Genomic DNA, 18,947 nt, shown 5'->3' with positions numbered 1-18,947 from the left:
CCACTTCTTTCCATTTTTTAAATTTTTATAAATAAATATTAATAAAATTTTAAGAAGTATATCATGATATTCAAATTTAAAGCAAGCTTTTTTTACAAAAAAATACTCAATCATTAAATGATTGAGTATTTTAACTAATCTTCTTGAGTATTAGTATCGTAGTTAAATCTTGTATTAAATAAAGGACTAACTGGACGATTTTCATTAATTCTAGTAATTGCATCACCAATTAGTGGTGCAATTGAAATTTGTTTTATTTTATCAATTTTCTTATATTCAGGTAATTGAATTGAATTAGTAACAACTAACTGCTTAATTGGTGATTTAGAGATTCTTTCAGTTGCTGGTCCCGAAAGAACTGGATGTGTACAACAAGCATATACTTCTGTTGCACCTGCATCAATCAATGCTTGTGCTCCTAAAGTAATTGTTCCAGCAGTATCAATCATATCATCAATCATAATTGCTCTTTTACCTTTAACATCCCCAATAATGTTCATAACTTCTGCAACATTGGCTTTTGGACGTCTTTTATCAATAATTGCAATTGGAGCTTTCAAAAACTCTGCCATTGCTCGAGCTCTAGTTACTCCACCATGATCTGGTGAAACTACAACTGTATCTTCATCTAAATTATTCTTGATAAAGTAATCTGCTAGTAGAGGAGAACCAACTAAATGATCAACGGGTACATCAAAAAATCCTTGAATTTGAGCAGCATGTAAATCAAGTGCTACTACACGTGTAACTCCATCTTCTTCAAGCATATCTGCAACCAATTTAGCTGTAATTGGTTCTCTTGATCGTGCTTTACGATCTTGTCTTGCGTAGCCATAGTATGGAATAACAACATTAATTGTAGCTGCACTTGCTCTTCTCAAAGCATCAACCATAATTAATAATTCCATTAAATTATCATTTACTGGATCGGAAGTAGACTGAATAATATAAACATTATCTCCACGAATACTTTCTTCAATATTAATTTGAATTTCACCATCGCTGAAGCGATTAACTGATGCCTTCCCTAAGTCAACGCCAATTCTTTTAGCAACGTCTTCTGCTAATGGGCGATTTGAACTTAACGAAAAAATTTTTAATTTTGGGTCTGCATATTTTTCAGCCATAAGTTCCTCCATCTATTACTTACATTTCATACTCTTATTTAATTATAATCAATTTATTAAAAAATTTCACTAAAAAATTATTCTTTATTGTAAGGTAACTTTTTATAATATCCTGCTTTATTTGTTTGTCTTGATCTAGCAATTCCCATATCAAATTCATTTAAATCATCGGTGATTGTTGAACCAGCAGCAATAAATGAATGACTAGCAATTTCAAGAGGTGCTACTAAGTTGGCATTACTTCCAATAAAAGAGTTATCTCCAACATTTGTTTGATGTTTTTCTTTACCATCATAGTTAACAAAAATAACCCCACAACCAATATTGATATTCTTACCTAAATGAGCATTTCCAACATAACTCAAATGTCCCATCTTAGTTCCTTCATCGATTGTTGCTTTTTTAACTTCACAAAAATTACCAATATGAACACTCTTACCAATAATAGATTCCGGCCTCAAATGAGAATTTGGACCAATATCTGAATTATCCATCATTTCAGAATCTTCAATTACTGATGAAGTTATCTTAACATTATCGTGAATTTTAGAATTAATAACTTTAGAATGAGCTCCTACTACACAATTATCTCCAATTATTGTACCTGCTTTTAATTGAACCCCTGGCTCGATAATTGTATCAGTTCCAATTTCTACTCCAGCATCAATATATGTATCTGCTGGATTATCAATTGTGACTCCGTGATACATATGATACCTATTAATTCTTTCTTGCATAATTCTATTTGCATCTGACAAAGCAACTCGATCATTAACTCCAATTGACTCTTCAAAATCAGTCATTTGATAAGCTGAAACATTATCACCTTGAGCTTTAATAATTCCAATTACATCAGTTAAATAAAATTCTTGTTGAGCATTATTATTTTCAACTTGTTTTAAAGCTTTAAATAAGGCTTTATTATCAAATACATAAACTCCAGTATTAATTTCTTTAATTGCAATTTCTTCTGAAGTAGCATCTTTTGCTTCAACAATTTTTTCAACAATTCCTAAATCATTTCGTACAATTCGACCATAAGCTGCGGGATCAGGAGCAATTGAAGTCAAAATAGTAGCAGTAGCTTGTTGTTGTTCATGATAATCAAATAATTTTTCAAATGTATCTGAAGTTAATAATGGTGTATCACCGCTAACAACTAAAGTTGTCCCATCAATATCTTTTAATAAATCTTCTGTTCTTTCAACAGCATCCCCAGTTCCTAACTGTTGGTCTTGTAATACATACTTTGTACGATCACCAATTGACTCTTCTACTTTTTCAGCACCGTAACCAACCACTGTAATAATGTTATCCATTTTTAGTCTTTCAACTTGAGATAAGACATGATCCACCATTGTTTTACCACAAACCTTATGCAAAACTTTATATAACTTTGATTTCATACGAGTTCCTTTACCCGCAGCTAAAATGATTGTATTTCGTGTGGACATCTAATTCTCTCCTTTCTATTCTTCAATACCAAAAATTCGATTTTCATAATTACCAGCCGTTACCTTAATTTCATCTTCTCCAATATGCATTTCTAATAAAGAAGTATAATCTTCAACTTTTCTTTGACCGGTATGAGTTCCTTCAACGAATACTGAACTTCCCACTAAATTACAATTAAATTCATTAATTAATGATTCAAGTCCTTTGATTGTTCCACCGCCACGCAAATAATCATCAATAATTAAAACATTTGCGCCTTCTGGCAAACTACGTTTTGATAGTGTCATTTTTTTTACTTTTTTAGAAAAACCAGATACATAATTTACACTGATTGTTGAACCTTCAGTAATTTGTGAATCATGTCTAGCAATTACTAATGGTACATTAAGATAACTTGCAGTTGCTTCTGCAAGCGGAACTCCTCTAGTTGCTACTGTTAATACAGCATCAATGCTTTTATTGAGATATTGAGTAGCAATAATTCGACCTATTTTATTTAACAAAGTAGGTTGTCCCAGAATATCTGACATATATATGTATCCACCAGGTAAAAAACGATTTTTACTATTTAAAGTATCAATCATACCATTAATAAATTCATCAGCTTCTTCTTTTAAAATGTAAGGTATATATCTGGCACCACCAGTAACACCTGGAACAGTTTCAACAATTCCAATTCCACGTTCTTGAAATGTATGCTTAACAATTGCTAAATCTTCACTAATTGATGATTTTGCTGATCCATATCTTTTAGCAAAGTAAGTCAACGGAACTAAATCATGTGGTCGCTCTAATAAATAGTGCGTCATATCAATAAGTCGCTCACTTCTTTTAATTTTCATATTTCCACCTCGTAATAATTTGCATTCAAAGTAAATTTTACCATAAACGTTCGTGTTTTACCTCATATTAATACAATGTTAACAAAAAATAAAAAAGCATTAACATAAATGCTTTTGATTTCTATAATGATTATAAATTAGTGAAACAAAATAAATTGAACTTTCAATTGCTGCAATAAAGAAACTAACCGGTAAATTGGTTGCATAACTTAAATAAAGTCCTATCCAAACACCAAAAAGTGCAAAGGCAATTGCTAGAAAAATCATTTTACTTACTGAATGAACAAAGTACTTAGCACTTGCTGCTGGAAGAGTTAATAAAATAAAAATTAATAAAGAACCAACAACTTGTGCAGCTACTGATACACTTAAAGCTAACATCACTAAAAATGCAATTGAAATTAATCCACTTTTTATTTTTTGTGATTTAGCACCAATTGCATCAAATGAATCGAATTTCAATCCTCGATACATAACTAAAACAATTAATAAAACAATTATAGATAACCCAACTAGTTGTGTAACTTCTTTACCAGATATTCCTACAACACTTCCAAATAAAATCGACGTAGCATAAGATGATGATTTGTTAGATAAAGCAAGAAATAAAACACCTAATCCAATAAATAATCCTGATATGGCACTAATTGAATCTTCTCGTCTTGAAGATTTTTCACTCATCTTACCAACTAAAATTGAACTAATAATAGTAAAGATTAACATTCCATTTAATGGAGTAATGCCTAAAAACATCCCAAATGATGCTCCAGCAAAGCCAATTTCTGATAATGTATGCGTTAAAAAGGGCATATTTCTAGCAATTACAAAAACTCCAATTACACCACAAATAATTGCGATAAATGTACTAGCTAAATATGCATTTCTCATGAATCCAAATTGAAACATCTCAAACATGTGCATCATCCTCCCAAAATTCTTGTTCTTTCAGCTTACTAATTTGACCTTGTTCATATCCGTCAGATTTCAAGAATAAATATTTATCAGCATAGTTTTTTGCTAATTGAATATCATGGGTAACAAAGATAATGGTTAAATTTTCTTCTCGATTAAGTTCTTTAATTAGATTTAATAAATCTTCTTTAGATGCTGGATCAAGACTTGCAGTTGATTCATCTAAAATTAAAAGATTGGGTTGCATAACCAGTGCTTGTGCTAAATAAACACGTTGTTTTTCGCCACCAGAAGCTTTACCTAATGGTTCATTTTTTATTTTTTCTAACTTAGTTTGTTTTAAAACATGATTTAAAGTTTTTCTTTCCTTTATACTCAACCATGGCAATTTACGTTCATTAAAATTTAATGCAATAAAATCCTTAATTGAAAGAGGATACTCATCATCAATATTTCTAAATTGTGGTACATAACCAATTTTCACCTGCTTTCGATCAGGTAAAAAATTAACTTTTCCTGAGCTAGGCTTAATTTCGTCTAATAAAACTTTTATAAAGGTTGTTTTCCCGACCCCGTTTTCACCAACGATACTTAAAAAAGAACCTTTTTCTAAATCAAAATTCAAATCATTTAAAACGGTTTTTTCAGAAAAATCAACTCGTAAATTTTGTGCTTCTAGAATTAAATTTTTCATTTAATATCTCCTTAGTAATTTCAAAATATATTATAACACAAAACTTCACTTTTACTAATATAAAATAAGTGATATTTAAGCCAAAAAAAAAGCCTTTCGGCAATTAATTATTCTCCAAATTCAACATCAATATTTTTAGTTAAAATATCAGTATAACTGAATGAGATTTGTTCTAATTTCTCTTCTTGATCTAAAGTTACTAGAAAAACTGCTGGAAATGTTTCAGCTAGCTTTCCACTATGTGTCGTGGTCTTCTTTCGACCTGCTTGAGCAACAACTTGAATATTTTGTCCAATATGACTATCAAGTAGTTGTTTGATTTTTCCTAAAGTATTTGGCACGGCATATCACCTCACAATATTAGTGTACACCTCTTTTTAAAATAAGCAAATGAAAAGAATCACAACGTTTTATTTAATAAAGAAAAACTTAACTTAACAATCCTTTTTCATGAAATTTGTTCGCTAATTTAACAATTGTATCAATACTAAAATCTTCTGGTCTTACACCTGCATCAATATTTAGCTCTTCTAAAGTAACTTTAATTTGTTCTTTAACCTCTGGTTTCTTACCAAAAACGCCCTGAAGATTATTCCAAATTGTTTTTCGACGATGCATAAAACACCCTCTTGCAAAACCGAAGAATGACTTTTCATCAAATACTTTTTCATTTCGATTCTCAACTGGAGTTAATCGAACAATTGATGAATCAACTTTAGGTGAAGGGACAAATGATTTTGGTGATACATCAAATACATTTTCTGCATTATTTAAATACTGAGTAATTACAGTTAATGCTCCATAATCACGATTACCAGGAACTGCAGTTAGTCGATTTGAAACCTCTTTTTGCATCATAATTACAACTGCATCAAAATTAACAGGACCTTTAATAATACTCATTAAAATTGGCTTAGTTACATAATAAGGTAAATTAGCAACAATTTTTAAATTATGTTGTCCATCAAAATATTCCTCAATTAATTCTGGTAAATTAGCTTTCAAAAAATCTTGATTTATTATTTTAATATTATTGTATTGTGATAAGGTATCATCCAATACTGGTAATAAATTTTGATCAATTTCAAAAGCTAATACTGAGTTAGCTTTTTGAGCAATTTGTTCAGTTAAAGCACCAATTCCAGGTCCAATTTCAATTACATCATCTTCTTCTGTAATTTCAGCTGCACTTACAATATTTTTTAAGACATTAATATCCTTTAAAAAGTTTTGACCTAAACTTTTTTTAGCAGTTAAGTGATATCGATTTAATACTGCCTCAGTACGAGCTGGTGTCCCAATTTCAGGAATATTATTCATTTATTTTTCTCCTAATTTTTGATTTATTATTTTTAGAGCATCACTAAATTGTTCAATTGTAATGCCAAACATTTTTAATCTTTTTTGTAATTGTTTACCATTCACATAGCCAATATTTAATATTTCACCTAGTTCACTTCTTCGTTCTTTAGCTGTTTTAGAACCAATCAAGTGAGCCATAATTAAATCTTGCTTTGAAATCAATTCAACATTATCATCATTTTCAGTATAGACATTCTTTAAAGCGTCAATAATTGCTTGATTACTAGCATGCTCTACTCCTAGTGAACCTTTATGATTTGGTACTGCATCAGTTCTTTTTAAAAAAGCATGTTTTGCTTCTGGAACCTCATTTGATACAATTTTTCTGATTTTTTCACCCGAAAAGTCTGGATCAGTAAAAATTATTATTCCTCTTGTTTGCGCTAATTTATCAATTAGTGCTAATGTTTCATCAGAAATTGCGGATCCTCTAGTTTCGATTGTGTCCGCATTAAGAACTTCATTGATTCTTTTAGTATCATCTTTTCCTTCAACCACTAAAACTTCTTTTATTTTTTTCATTATTCAATCCTAAATATTTTTTTAGTATTTTCAACTGTAATTTTCGCTAATTCAGCTGGATTCATATCTTTATATCTAGCAACTGCTTCTAAAGTATATAGTGTAAAAGCAGGTTCGTTATCTTTTCCTCTTAATGGTTCTGGTGCTAGATATGGTGCATCAGTTTCCACCAAAATTTTATCTAATGGAGTGTTTCTAACTGCTTCATGAACTTCTTTTGTTTTTTTGAAGCTAGCCACTCCACTATATGAAATATACATATTTAGATTAATAAATTTATTTAACCAATCTGTATCTCCGTTAAAACTATGAATAATTCCACCAACTTCTTGGATATTTTCTTCCTTTAAAATTCGATAAGTATCCTCAAAAGCTTCTCGATTATGAACAGAAATTGGCATTTTTAATGATTTAGCAATTTGAATTTGTTCTCTAAAAACTTTTTCTTGAACATCTTTTGGTGTTGTATCTTGATGATAATCCATCCCAATTTCACCAAGAGCAACTACTTTTGGATGTTTTAATTGTTTAATTAATAAATCTTTATTTTTTTGATTAAAATTAATTGCATCTTCTGGATGCCAACCAACAATTGCGTAACAATTATCATATTTTTCAGCTAAATCAATTGCAGTTTGGTTCATTTCAAGATTAGACCCAACATTTGAAACGTATCTAACTCCTAATTTATCTGCATGTTTTAAATATTGTTCAACATGATTCTCAAAAAAAGAATCATTTAAATGTGTATGTGAATCAAATAGCTCCATTCAATTGCTCCTTCTAAAGAAAAGCTTCACCAATCTATATGATTGGAGAAGCCATCATTTTTTATTCTAATGTACTTCCATTATCTAATGTTTGATCAACCGAAGCAATTTTAATAGATCCATCAGCTTGTTCCACTGATAAAATCATCCCTTCACTAATTTCTCCACGTAACTTACGTGGCTTTAAATTAGCAACAATAATTACTTTAGTACCAATTAATTGTTCAAAATCAGGATAATATTTTGCAATTCCAGATAAAATTTGACGTCCATCATTTGAACCATCATCCAATTGGAATTTTAATAATTTATCTGCCTTTTCAACTTTTGCAACTTCTTTTACTTGTGCAACTTTTAAAGAAACTTTAGAAAAATCATCAAATTCGATTTCATCTACTTTTTCCTCAGTATCTTCACTTTCAGCAGCCTGTTTCATTGCTGAGCGTCCTTTAGCTTTTTCATTTTGTGTCATTGAATTTTTAATATATTCAACTTCTTCATCATGATCAAGTCTTGGAAAAATTGGTGTACCTTTTTTCACAACTTTTGCACCATCAGTGATTTCGCTAATTTTAATTGATTTTGTATCAAATTTGTCAACATCACCTAAACCTAATTGTTGATAGATTGCTTTAGCAGAATCAGGCATAATCGGACTGATTAAATTAGCAATTACTCTTAAACTAGCTGCTAAATGTACCATAACAGATGCTAATTGTTCTTTTTGATTAGCTTCTTCTGACTTAGCTAAAACCCAAGGTTCAGTTTGATCAATATAACGATTAGTTTGTGCAACTAATTTCCAAATAGCTGATAATGCATCTGATAAATGAATATCATCCATCAAATCTTGATATTCTTTTGTTACATCTGCGGAAATCTTTTCTAATTCTTGATCAAATTCAGTTACATTAGATTTGAATGCTGGTATTTTACCGTCAAAGTATTTATTAATCATTGCAACAGTACGATTTAATAAGTTACCTAAATCATTAGCTAAATCATAATTAACTCGATCAATAAAATCTTCTGGAGTAAAAATTCCATCATTTGCATATGGAACAGCTTTTAAAAGATAATAACGAACTGCATCTAATCCATATTTTTCAATTAAAGTTTCTGGATAAATTACATTACCCTTAGATTTTGACATTTTTCCATTTTTCATTAAGAGCCATCCATGGCCATATAATTTTTTAGGTAATGGTAATCCAAGTGCATGTAAAATAATTGGCCAATAAATTGCATGAAAACGAACAATTTCTTTTCCAATAACCTGTAAATCAGCAGGCCAAAACTTATTAAATAATTCATCATTATCAGTATCATAACCTAATGCCGTAATGTAATTTGATAATGCATCAATCCAAACATAAATAACATGTTTTGGATCAGATTTAACTGGAACTCCCCATTTAAAACTCGTCCTAGTTACGGCTAAATCTTCTAAGCCATCATTCAAAAAGTTACTTAACATTTCATTCATACGTGCTTCTGGTTGGATGAAATCTGGATGATCCTTGTAATAATTAATTAACCAATCACTATATTTACTCATCTTAAAGAAATATGATTCTTCATTAACTAATTGAACTTCATGTCCTGAAGGAGCTTTTCCACCAGTAACATTACCTTGATCATCTTTATAAACTTCAGCTAATTGTGATTCAGTGAAGTATTCTTCGTCAGAAACAGAATACCAGCCTGAATATTGACCTAAATATATATCACCTTGATCAAGTAATTGTTGAAAGATTTTTTGAACAATTTCTTCATGACTTTTATCAGTTGTTCTAATAAATTTATCATTTGTTATATCTAATTTATTCCATAACTCTTTAATTCCAGTAGCCATTTCGTCAACATAGGCCTGTGGAGTAGTATTCAAACTTTCTGCTTTTTGCTCAATTTTTAACCCATGTTCATCAGTTCCAGTTAAATAGTAAACATCAAATCCACTTGATCTCTTATATCTTGAAATTGCATCACATGCAATTGTGGTATAAGCATTTCCAATATGCAATTTACCAGAAGGATAATAAATTGGTGTAGTAATATAATATTTCGGTTTTTCTTCAGGCATATTAAGTCTCCTTTTAAACGTATTATTTATTATGAAATTATACCGCGATTTTTAAAATAAATCTAACTGCATCGGTGCCAAATTATCAAACCGTAATTTTAAAATATCTTTCAATTCAATTTACATTGTCTGCAGCATCCCTGCCAGAATTATTATTAAAAATAATACAAATTTCATTATTTTTTTGATTTAATTTTTTTATAAAATCAGCAAATGTTTCTAATTCTTGCTTATTATAACGATATAACGTTCTCGTTGCTCTCCAATTACCTTCCTTTCTGGCCCACCCCATTTCATTTCTTCCATGAAGTCGAATAAATACCAGATCAGAATAATTAGATTTTGGAATTAAAGGAACCCCATTATTCAGATTATGTGGTTCATCAACAATCGCTAGCGATATTTTCAAACTAGCTAAGAAATTAGCAACATCTTCTTGAATATTATCGCTATACCAACTTTTATTTCTAAATTCAACTGTGATTGGTATTTTAGGCATCCATAATCTAATTTGTCTTAAATAACGAATATTCTTTAAATTATTATTAAAATAAGGTGGAAATTGAAATAGAACCGTCTTTAATTGATTGCTTTCAAGAAGAGGCTCTAACATTAATTTGTAATCTTCAAATGTTTTCTTTAATTCAAGTAAATTATTACGCATTCTTTCTTCATCTTTATGAAACGTCATAAATTGATTAGCTTTAATAACAAATTGAAAATCATTAGGAACTTCTTTTATCCAATTAGTAACTGTCTTTTGAGTTGGAATGCCATAAAATGAACTATCAATTTCAACGATTGGAAAAAAACTTGAGTACTGACTTAAAGTTAAGTCATCTTGCTTATTTTCTGATAAACTTGGATGATTTTTCCAAGTACTCAATCCAATTGATATCATTAATACTCACCTAAATTTTTAACTCTTTAAAAAAATTCTTTGCATCCATTTGAATCATTTCAAAATTAATTGGTAAATCAAGATTTTCCTGATTTACTGCAATTACATCTGTTCCATTTTTTACATAATCTAATAGACCAGCAAATGGATAAACTCTCATTGAAGTTCCAACTATTACTATCAAATCACTATTCATTACTTTTTCAATACTTTGTTGAATCACTTGAGGATCAAGACCTTCATCATATAGAACAATTTCTGGTCGTAACATTCCACCACAGTTTTGATGATACATATCATTTTGATACATCTCATAATCAACTTTTTTATGACATTTCATACATTTAATTTGATATAAATTACCATGAAAAGTTAATAAATTAGAACAATTAGCTTTTTGATATAAATCATCAACATTTTGTGTAATCACGGTTGCTTTCCCTTGATTACATAAATCACTTTGCTTTTGATGAATAATATTTGGTTTTGCATCTGGAAAATACATATTTTTCATCACAAAATTATAAAATTCTTTTGGTTCATTCATTAAACAAGCATGACTCAAAAAATATTCTGCAGGTCGATCTTTATTATTCTGATAAATTCCATTTTTAGATCTATAATCTGGTATTCCAGAAGCTGTTGAAACTCCTGCACCTGTCAGAAAAACAACTCTTTTTGCTGTATCAAACTTACTTTGAATCTCACTATTCATTCAATCATCTTCTTTTTAACGAATTAAATATGGTATTTTCAAATCTTCAAATAATTCTTTTACAGTTTTATCATACAAAGTTTTAAAATATTCTGCACTTTCTTTTTCACCAGTTGGTCCATCAGCCACAAATGAATTTTGATCATCAGATTTAGTAAAACCAACATAAGCTCTTTTACCGGTTTCAGCATACATCAATTCTGAATGATAGATATCAAAAACTTGATTTACTTTCAATTTTAATTGACGTTCTGATAATACAGAAGTTAACATCGCAAAATTATTTAATTGAAGTGCTGGTAATTTACATTCCTTTAATTGTTCATCAAAAGCATTGAATAACATCACAACTTTACGACGCAAAGTAAATGGTGAATCAACTGGCTTATCATTTAATTTTTTATAAAGTTTTTTAGCTGCATCATATGCAATCGGAAAAGTTTTAATTAATTGATCCTCAAATTTACTTATTTCTGATCCAAAGAAAACAAATCCATCTAATAATGTAACTAATCTTAAAATCATTTCTCCATCAATTTCCCCAATTTCTGGTGATAATGTGTGACGAATTCCTTTAAAGTATTCTTCTTTAATTTTATCTGTAATCATTCCATGTTTTCTTTGTTCATCATTAACCACAAAATGACAAACCAAATCATATAATTCTGTTCCTACATATTGAAGTTGTTCATCTAATTTATCATCCCCACTAGTTAATGGAAAATATACTTGTGGAAAACCCTTCAATGTCATTAATAAATGCAATAATTCATGACTAGCGATAAAATTTGGCTCAGTTAAATCACTAACTTGAACATACAATTTTTCACCATCTTGGACAATTTGAGCTTGATCATGTCTAACAAATCCAGCTTTCAAACTTCCGATAAATTGAACAGTAACTTCTCCAGGAAATAATTGATTGACTACATTGATTAAACTTTGTGTATCACTTGTTAATTTTATATTTTTTAATTCATTATTCTCTGTCATAAAAAAACCTTCTTATTTATTTCTTAAATTATTCAATAATTTTTTCGCATTAGTTGTATTTTGTTCTTTAATTGTTAACTGTTGCATTTGTCTAATCAATATTTCAGATTCTTGATTATTTGCTCCAACTGAAATAATTAAAGATTTTAGTCTTAAACTCATATGTCCTTTTTGAATTCCATCTGTGACTAAAGCTTTTAAAGCAGCAACATTTTGTGCTAATCCTACTGAAGCAATCACTTGCATTAAAGTTTTTGCATCATTTATTTTTAAAATTTTTAGATTAGTCTGTGCATCCTCTAAAACTTTAGTAGCTCCTCCTACAATTCCAATTGGAAGAGGTAATTCAATTTCACCATATAAAGAATTATCTTTAATTGACCAATTCGATAATCCACGGTATTGACCAGATTTACTAGCATAGGCATGAACAGAACTTTCAACTGCTCTTAAATCATTACCTGTTGCAAGTACAATTCCATCAATTCCATTCATAATTCCTTTGTTATGAGTAACTGCCCTTTTAGGATCAAGTTGTGCTACATCTGAAGCTTTGACGATTTTTTGAGCAATTAATTTACCAATTTCTGGATTAGAATCCAAATTCTCAAAAGGAATTGAACCATTAGCTTTCACTACATTTCCTTCTCCGTAATTAGATAAAATACTGAGCAAAGTAATTTCAGAATTATAATTCTCAATTTCATTAGAAATTGCTTCAAGAATAGTATTAACCATATTAGCCCCCATTGATTCTCCAACATCAATTAAAAAATCCATGGATACATATTCATCACTTAATTTACGAAGCTTAATTTTTTTAATTCCATCACCATATTTTAAAATATTAGCTTGTGATTTATTACCTATTTTGATTAATCTAGCTTCATTAAATTTAAACCAAGTTTCAAATTGCTTTAAATCTACATTATTTAAAATAATTTGACCTAATAAGTCTTTATTCTCAGCAACAGCATTAATTCCATTGGTGAACATTTTAGAGCCATTACTCAATGCAGCAATTACCGAAGGTTCCTCCGTTACGATTGGAATTAAATATTCAATTTGATTAACCTTTAAATTTGTTGCAATTCCTTCTGGCATTTCAAAATTAAATAAATAATTTTCAATTAAACTATCTTGTTCTGCAGAATATTCTTTCGAATGTAAATTTAAACCAGACTTTTTAGCAACTATATCTTTTCGATCCAAATAACTTTTTTTATAAAACTTTTTTAAATCTTCCACAGAAATAACCTCGAATACTAATATTTTTGATTAATATATTCTAAAATTAATCCTTCTCGAACTCCACCTTCGGAAAAAACAACCCTTTTAGAATCGATTAAATTTAACATTGTTGTTAAACATAAAGTTCCACCAACAATAACATCCGCTCGATCATATTCAAGACCATAAATTTTTTGCCTTGTTTTTAAATTTCTTTTTAAAAACATTTCCATCGTTTTATTAACTTGTTTTCTAGTCAACTGAAAATTTTGAATATCATTTGGATCTTGTTGCTTTTGTTTCTTTAAATTAATTCTAGCTAAAGCTCTAGCTGCACCACCAATTAATATTACTGGATAGTGTTTAGTCTTTGAAAGCCACGGAATACGACTTAAATATTCAAGAACTGAACTCTGAGCAGAAAACAAATCGCTTGCATTAATTTTATCGGTTAAAGAATAAGCTTCAGATAATCCAACTGATCCGATTGGAATACTTGTATAGTTAATTGCTTTACTATCTCTTACATGAATTATTTCAACGCTTCCGCCACCAACATCCATTAATAAGAAATCACGCATTTGCACATTATTGACTACTCCTAAATAATCATAATAGGCTTCTTCATTACCAGTTAGAATTCTTAAATCAAATTTCAATTCTTTCTTTACTTCATCTAAGAATTTTTGATTATTTTTTGCTTGTCTAACTGCGGCAGTTGCAATTGCATGAACAGAAACATTTTCGTATTTACTATAAATCGATTTAAATTTTTTTAAAGCTTTAATTGTTCTTTTTATCGATTTTTCTTTTAATAACTTAGTGTTTCCCATTCCTTCTGAAAGTCTGGTATCATTTTTTACTCGGTTAATTTCTTTAAAAGACCCGTCAGACTCAATTTGTAAAATTGCCATTCTAACTGAGTTAGATCCAATATCAATAATGACAAAATTTTCCATCGTAGCAATAACCTCCTTTCTTATCTTATGAATGAAGATTATTTAAAATAATTAATTCCCATTGCATCACGAACTTCTTGAAGTGTTTTTTCAGCAACTAAATTAGCAGCTTTACTTCCTTGTTCTAAAACTTCATAAACTGCTTTAGGATCTTTTTCAAAAGCTTCACGACGTTCTCTAATTGGACGTAAAACGTCTTGTAATACATCATTTAAATACTTCTTAATTTTAACATCTCCAAGTCCACCTTGACGATATTGTTCTTTTAATTCTGCAACATGATCTTTATCTTCAGCAAAAATATCTAAATAAGTAAATACGGTATTGCCTTCAACTTTACCTGGATCTTCAACATGAATATGTTCAGGATCTGTATACATTGACATTACTTTCTTTTTAATATCTTCTTCTGAGTCAGATAAATAAATACAATTATTTAAAGATTTACTCATCTTTGCATTTCCATCAAGTCCAGGAATTCTTCCTTGTCCTTTTTCAGGGAAGTAACCTTCTGGTTCGACTAAAATATCTTTTTGATAAATATTATTGAAACTACGAACGATTTCTCTTGTTTGTTCAATCATAGGCTCTTGATCTTCTCCAACAGGAACAACGCTTGCTTTAAATGCAGTGATATCAGCAGCTTGTGATACTGGATAAATAAAGAATCCTGCTGGAACACTTTGTCCAAATGCTTTTTGTTTAATTTCTGCTTTAACTGTTGGATTTCTTTCCAAACGAGATACACTAACTAAGTTTAAATAAATCATAGTTAATTCATTAAGTGCAGGAACTTGAGATTGCACAAAAATAGTTGATTTACTTGGATCAATCCCAACTGCTAAATAATCCAATGCAACTTGAAATAATGAATTTTTTATCTTTTCAGGATCTCTTGCATTATCTGTTAAAGCTTGCATATCAGCAATCATGATGAAGTTTTGATAACTTCCTTCATTTTGTAATTTTACACGATTTTTTAAAGATCCAACAAAATGTCCAATGTGTAATCTTCCAGTAGGACGGTCACCGGTTAAAAGTATTTTTTTATCCATAATTAAAATCTCCTTTTTATAAAAAAAGCGACCTATTGTAATAAACAATAGGACGCTAGAGCGTGGTACCACCTAGATTGCAGTTAAAACTGCCACTAAAACGATAAGGGGGTCACCCATTTATTTATTAAATCCATTTCGTCTTATCTAGTTATTCTCAACCTAATATAACTTCTCTGTTTATGATTTGACTACTTCTATAACATTAATTTTAATATTAATACTAAGCGATGTCAAAACGTTTATCACAATTGACATTAGTGATATTTAAATCTAAAATTATGAGGCAAATTAATGTATGAATTATTGGAGGGACTAATTTGAATAATTCCGAAAAAAGCATTGAAATTAATCGAGTAGAAGAAATAATTAAAAAGCTTGATCACAAAATTGAATTAACTAAAGAAGAATATAAGAAAGCAAAAGATGAAGTAACTAGAGTTCAAAAAAATTATAGTAATAATACCTCAATTAATTATTTTGAAGTTGATGATCGAATTGAAACTAGTGCTGATTTACAACAACAAAGGGGTTTAGTTAATAAAGTTGTTGAAGATGAAGCAATTGTTAAACGACAATTAGCAACCTATGAAGAATTAAAATCATCGCCTTACTTTGGCAGAATCGATGTTATTGAAGAAAATGAAAAAGAAGCTTTATATATTGGAATTGCTTCATTTATTGATGAAAAAGGTCAATTTTTAATTCATGATTGGCGTGCTCCTATTTCCAGTATTTATTATAATGGAAAACTAGGAAACGTAAGTTATCAAACTCCTAGAGGAAAACAAAATGTAGAATTAACAAAAAAAAGACAATATCAAATAAAAAATGGAGATATAATCAATATGTTTGACACTAACGAAACAGTTGGTGATGAAATGTTACAACAAGCATTGGGTGATCAAAATACACAAACAATGCGTAATATTGTAGCCACAATTCAAAATGAACAAAATGATATTATCAGAGATACTAAAACGGATTTATTAGTTGTTCAAGGTGTTGCGGGTTCTGGAAAGACTTCCACTATTTTACAAAGAATCGCTTTCTTGTTATATCATAGTCGTGATTCTTTAGATGCGGATCAAATTATATTATTTTCTCCTAATCTATTATTTTCTCATTATATTAGTGAAGTTCTTCCAAGCTTAGGTGAAAAAAACATGCGACAAGTAACTTTATCTGAATTTCTAAGTCACCGATTAACCGGATTAAATGTTCAATCTATTTTTTCAAAATATGAAGAAAACCAAGTTGAAAAATCCGATAATGAAATAATTACTAATTTTAAAAATAGTCAATCATTCATAGATCAAATCAATGAATATTTACAGAATTTAAATTATTTTGATATTCAATTTAACAGTATATTATTTAGAGGACAGAAGTATTTTGATAAACATGAGATTGCTACTATTTATCAAGAATTACCCAAAGACCTAAAATTTGATGAAAAGATGCTTCAAACTAAAAATATTTTAATAAAAAAATTAAAAGAAAATATTGAACGAAATACTGAAGCCGAATGGATTGAAAATGAAATTGAAAATTTAAGTAATGAAGAATACAACGAATTACTCGGTGAAGATAATATAAACGAAGAATTAGAATTTGATGAAATTCATCAAATCATTGCTGAAAACATAGCTAAAAGAGAATTAACTAGTATATATGATGCAATTTATAATAATAATCTATTTGATCCTTATAGTCAGTATATTGATTTTCTAAAGAACATTTCACTGCCAAAAGAAATTTCCAAGAGCCAGTGGGATAAATCAATCCAAGTATTTGAAAATAATCTTGAATTTCATAATATAAACTTTGAAGATACAGCGCCGTTTATCTATCTAAGAGATAAATTTACTGGTTCAGGAAGAAATCATAGTATTCAATATCTATTCATTGATGAAATTCAGGACTATTCTATTTCTCAAATTATGTATTTAAAATACGCATTTCCAAATGCAAAATTTAATTTAATTGGTGATAGTGAACAAAATATATTTAGTGAAGTGGAATCTGCAGATCAATTATTAAAAAATCTTGATAATGCAATTAGTAGTAAACATGCACGTTTAATCTCTTTAAATCGTTCATATCGCTCAACTTATCCAATAACTAATTTTGCAAAAAATTTATTACCTCACGGCGAACATATTCAACCTTTTAATCGTGAAGGAGAAATTCCTAAATTATATTTATCTAAAAATAATGAGCAAATGTTAAATACATTAAAAAAAGTAATTATAGATAAGCAAAAAGAACAAGAAACAATCGCAATTATTACTAAAAGTTTAACCGAAGCAAAAGAACTTCAAAAAAAATTGCATCGTGAATTTAATTCTATTTTGTTAACTGATGAAGATCGTATCTTACCAGAAAAAGTTATTATTTTACCAATTTACTTAGCTAAAGGTTTAGAATTTGACTGTATTATTGGATATAACATTTCCAAAAGTAATTTTACAGATTTAAAATCAGTCGGTATTCTCTATACAATTGCTACAAGAGCTATGCATGATTTAACTTTAATTAGTGAAACTGAATTTTCACCATTAATTAATCAAAAAATTATTAATGAAAAACTAATCCAAATAAAAAGAACTGATAATTAATTTCAGTTCTTTTTATTTTCCCATTCTTCTCTTAAAATACCATATTTAATTGAATCCCAATATTGGCGTTCCCAATATCTAACTTTAGGAACATATGCTTCTTCATTTAAGCCTAATTTTTTTGATAATTTAATCATACCAGGATTACCAGACCAAGTTGTTAATCCAATATGTGGCAATTTTGTAATAGAAAATTGATAATCAATCCACTTGCTCATAGCATCAAGGCCAATTCCCTTACTCCAATTATTTTCATCGAAAATAATGATTCCAATATCTAACCATTTTTTTAAATCATTGTCTTCATAATAAGATCCAACTGTTCCAATAATTTTATCATTTATTATAATTACTTTATAATTGCTTCCAGTAATTAATTTCTTTGATTCATACTTTTTAAATTTTCTATATGTAGGAATTTCATCTTCAAAATAAGGTCCATTATATTCCATCCACTTAGCATGAGGATCACCATAAGCAATTTTCCAGTATTCTTTCAATCTTTTTTTATCTAGATTTTTTAATTGTAATGTCATTATAGGACCTCCGATGATTTTCAAAAGCCGCTTCTGAGATTTGAACTCAGCACCTTTTCCTTACCATGGAAATGCTCTACCTACTGAGCTAAAGCGGCATTATAATTTTACCATAAAAAAAAGACTAATAACTATAAAAGTTATTAGTCTTTTTACAAATTGCGCGGCAA

The 18,947-nt window shown here is 29.1% G+C and carries 17 protein-coding genes, 1 tRNA gene and 1 pseudogene; 1 reads left to right on the top strand and 18 read right to left on the bottom strand.

Annotated features, from left to right (window positions below):
- Positions 1-134 precede the first annotated feature (134 nt).
- From GSH19_RS06870 to trpS, 16 genes and pseudogenes are all read right to left on the bottom strand, one after another.
- Complete coding sequence (locus GSH19_RS06870) at positions 135-1,127, bottom strand: ribose-phosphate diphosphokinase (protein ID WP_237027365.1); 993 nt, start codon at positions 1,125-1,127, stop codon at positions 135-137.
- 77 nt (positions 1,128-1,204) lie between these two features.
- Complete coding sequence (glmU, locus tag GSH19_RS06865) at positions 1,205-2,581, bottom strand: bifunctional UDP-N-acetylglucosamine diphosphorylase/glucosamine-1-phosphate N-acetyltransferase GlmU (protein ID WP_237027364.1); 1,377 nt, start codon at positions 2,579-2,581, stop codon at positions 1,205-1,207.
- Between the two features lie 15 nt (positions 2,582-2,596).
- Complete coding sequence (gene purR / locus GSH19_RS06860; protein WP_237027363.1) at positions 2,597-3,424, bottom strand: pur operon repressor; 828 nt, start codon at positions 3,422-3,424, stop codon at positions 2,597-2,599.
- Between the two features lie 99 nt (positions 3,425-3,523).
- A complete protein-coding gene (locus tag GSH19_RS06855) occupies positions 3,524-4,330 on the bottom strand; it encodes a metal ABC transporter permease (RefSeq protein ID WP_237027389.1) in 807 nt (268 codons plus the stop codon).
- 1 nt (position 4,331) lies between these two features.
- Positions 4,332-5,030 carry a metal ABC transporter ATP-binding protein gene (locus GSH19_RS06850; RefSeq protein WP_237027362.1) on the bottom strand — a complete coding sequence of 233 codons (699 nt, stop codon included), beginning with the start codon at positions 5,028-5,030 and terminating at the stop codon, positions 4,332-4,334.
- 107 nt (positions 5,031-5,137) lie between these two features.
- Positions 5,138-5,371, bottom strand: a complete 234-nt coding sequence (locus GSH19_RS06845; protein WP_237027361.1) for a Veg family protein — start codon at positions 5,369-5,371, stop codon at positions 5,138-5,140.
- A gap of 88 nt (positions 5,372-5,459) precedes the next feature.
- Positions 5,460-6,350: a 16S rRNA (adenine(1518)-N(6)/adenine(1519)-N(6))-dimethyltransferase RsmA gene (gene rsmA / locus GSH19_RS06840; protein WP_237027360.1), complete on the bottom strand. Its 891-nt coding sequence runs from the start codon at positions 6,348-6,350 to the stop codon at positions 5,460-5,462.
- The gene (gene rnmV / locus GSH19_RS06835; RefSeq protein WP_237027359.1) at positions 6,351-6,914 is read right to left on the bottom strand and encodes a ribonuclease M5; all 564 of its coding nucleotides are present in this window, start codon (positions 6,912-6,914) and stop codon (positions 6,351-6,353) included.
- Positions 6,883-7,684: pseudogene (locus tag GSH19_RS06830) on the bottom strand (TatD family hydrolase). The gene rnmV and the pseudogene GSH19_RS06830 overlap by 32 nt, the downstream one beginning before the upstream one ends.
- A gap of 61 nt (positions 7,685-7,745) precedes the next feature.
- Positions 7,746-9,797, bottom strand: coding sequence for a methionine--tRNA ligase (metG, locus tag GSH19_RS06825; protein WP_370636177.1), 2,052 nt, complete (start codon positions 9,795-9,797; stop codon positions 7,746-7,748).
- Positions 9,798-9,882: 85 nt separating this feature from the next.
- Positions 9,883-10,668 (bottom strand): DUF72 domain-containing protein, encoded by a 786-nt coding sequence (locus GSH19_RS06820; protein WP_237027356.1) that lies wholly within the window; start codon positions 10,666-10,668, stop codon positions 9,883-9,885.
- A 10-nt stretch (positions 10,669-10,678) separates the two neighbouring features.
- Positions 10,679-11,383, bottom strand: coding sequence for an NAD-dependent protein deacylase (locus tag GSH19_RS06815; protein ID WP_237027355.1), 705 nt, complete (start codon positions 11,381-11,383; stop codon positions 10,679-10,681).
- A gap of 15 nt (positions 11,384-11,398) precedes the next feature.
- On the bottom strand, positions 11,399-12,376 hold the full coding sequence (locus GSH19_RS06810) for an IpaB/EvcA family protein (protein WP_237027354.1): 978 nt from the start codon (positions 12,374-12,376) through the stop codon (positions 11,399-11,401).
- A 12-nt stretch (positions 12,377-12,388) separates the two neighbouring features.
- The gene (locus GSH19_RS06805; protein ID WP_237027353.1) at positions 12,389-13,624 is read right to left on the bottom strand and encodes a hydroxymethylglutaryl-CoA reductase, degradative; all 1,236 of its coding nucleotides are present in this window, start codon (positions 13,622-13,624) and stop codon (positions 12,389-12,391) included.
- A gap of 17 nt (positions 13,625-13,641) precedes the next feature.
- A complete protein-coding gene (locus GSH19_RS06800) occupies positions 13,642-14,565 on the bottom strand; it encodes a Ppx/GppA family phosphatase (protein WP_237027352.1) in 924 nt (307 codons plus the stop codon).
- A gap of 38 nt (positions 14,566-14,603) precedes the next feature.
- The gene (gene trpS, locus GSH19_RS06795; protein ID WP_237027351.1) at positions 14,604-15,620 is read right to left on the bottom strand and encodes a tryptophan--tRNA ligase; all 1,017 of its coding nucleotides are present in this window, start codon (positions 15,618-15,620) and stop codon (positions 14,604-14,606) included.
- Between the two features lie 320 nt (positions 15,621-15,940).
- Here trpS and helD point away from each other — a divergent pair, with 320 nt between their 5' ends.
- Positions 15,941-18,241, top strand: a complete 2,301-nt coding sequence (gene helD, locus GSH19_RS06790; RefSeq protein WP_237027350.1) for an RNA polymerase recycling motor HelD — start codon at positions 15,941-15,943, stop codon at positions 18,239-18,241.
- Between the two features lie 2 nt (positions 18,242-18,243).
- Here helD and GSH19_RS06785 read toward each other — a convergent pair whose 3' ends face one another.
- Positions 18,244-18,777 (bottom strand): GNAT family N-acetyltransferase, encoded by a 534-nt coding sequence (locus tag GSH19_RS06785; protein WP_237027349.1) that lies wholly within the window; start codon positions 18,775-18,777, stop codon positions 18,244-18,246.
- A gap of 25 nt (positions 18,778-18,802) precedes the next feature.
- Positions 18,803-18,875: transfer RNA gene (locus GSH19_RS06780), tRNA-Thr, on the bottom strand.
- Between the last annotated feature and the right edge of the window lie 72 nt (positions 18,876-18,947).

The organism is Lactobacillus sp. S2-2 (assembly GCF_021698855.1).
Taxonomy (GTDB): domain Bacteria; phylum Bacillota; class Bacilli; order Lactobacillales; family Lactobacillaceae; genus Fructilactobacillus.
The sequence above is the reverse complement of the archived record's forward strand: the minus strand, read 5'-3'. Positions and strand labels throughout refer to the sequence as shown.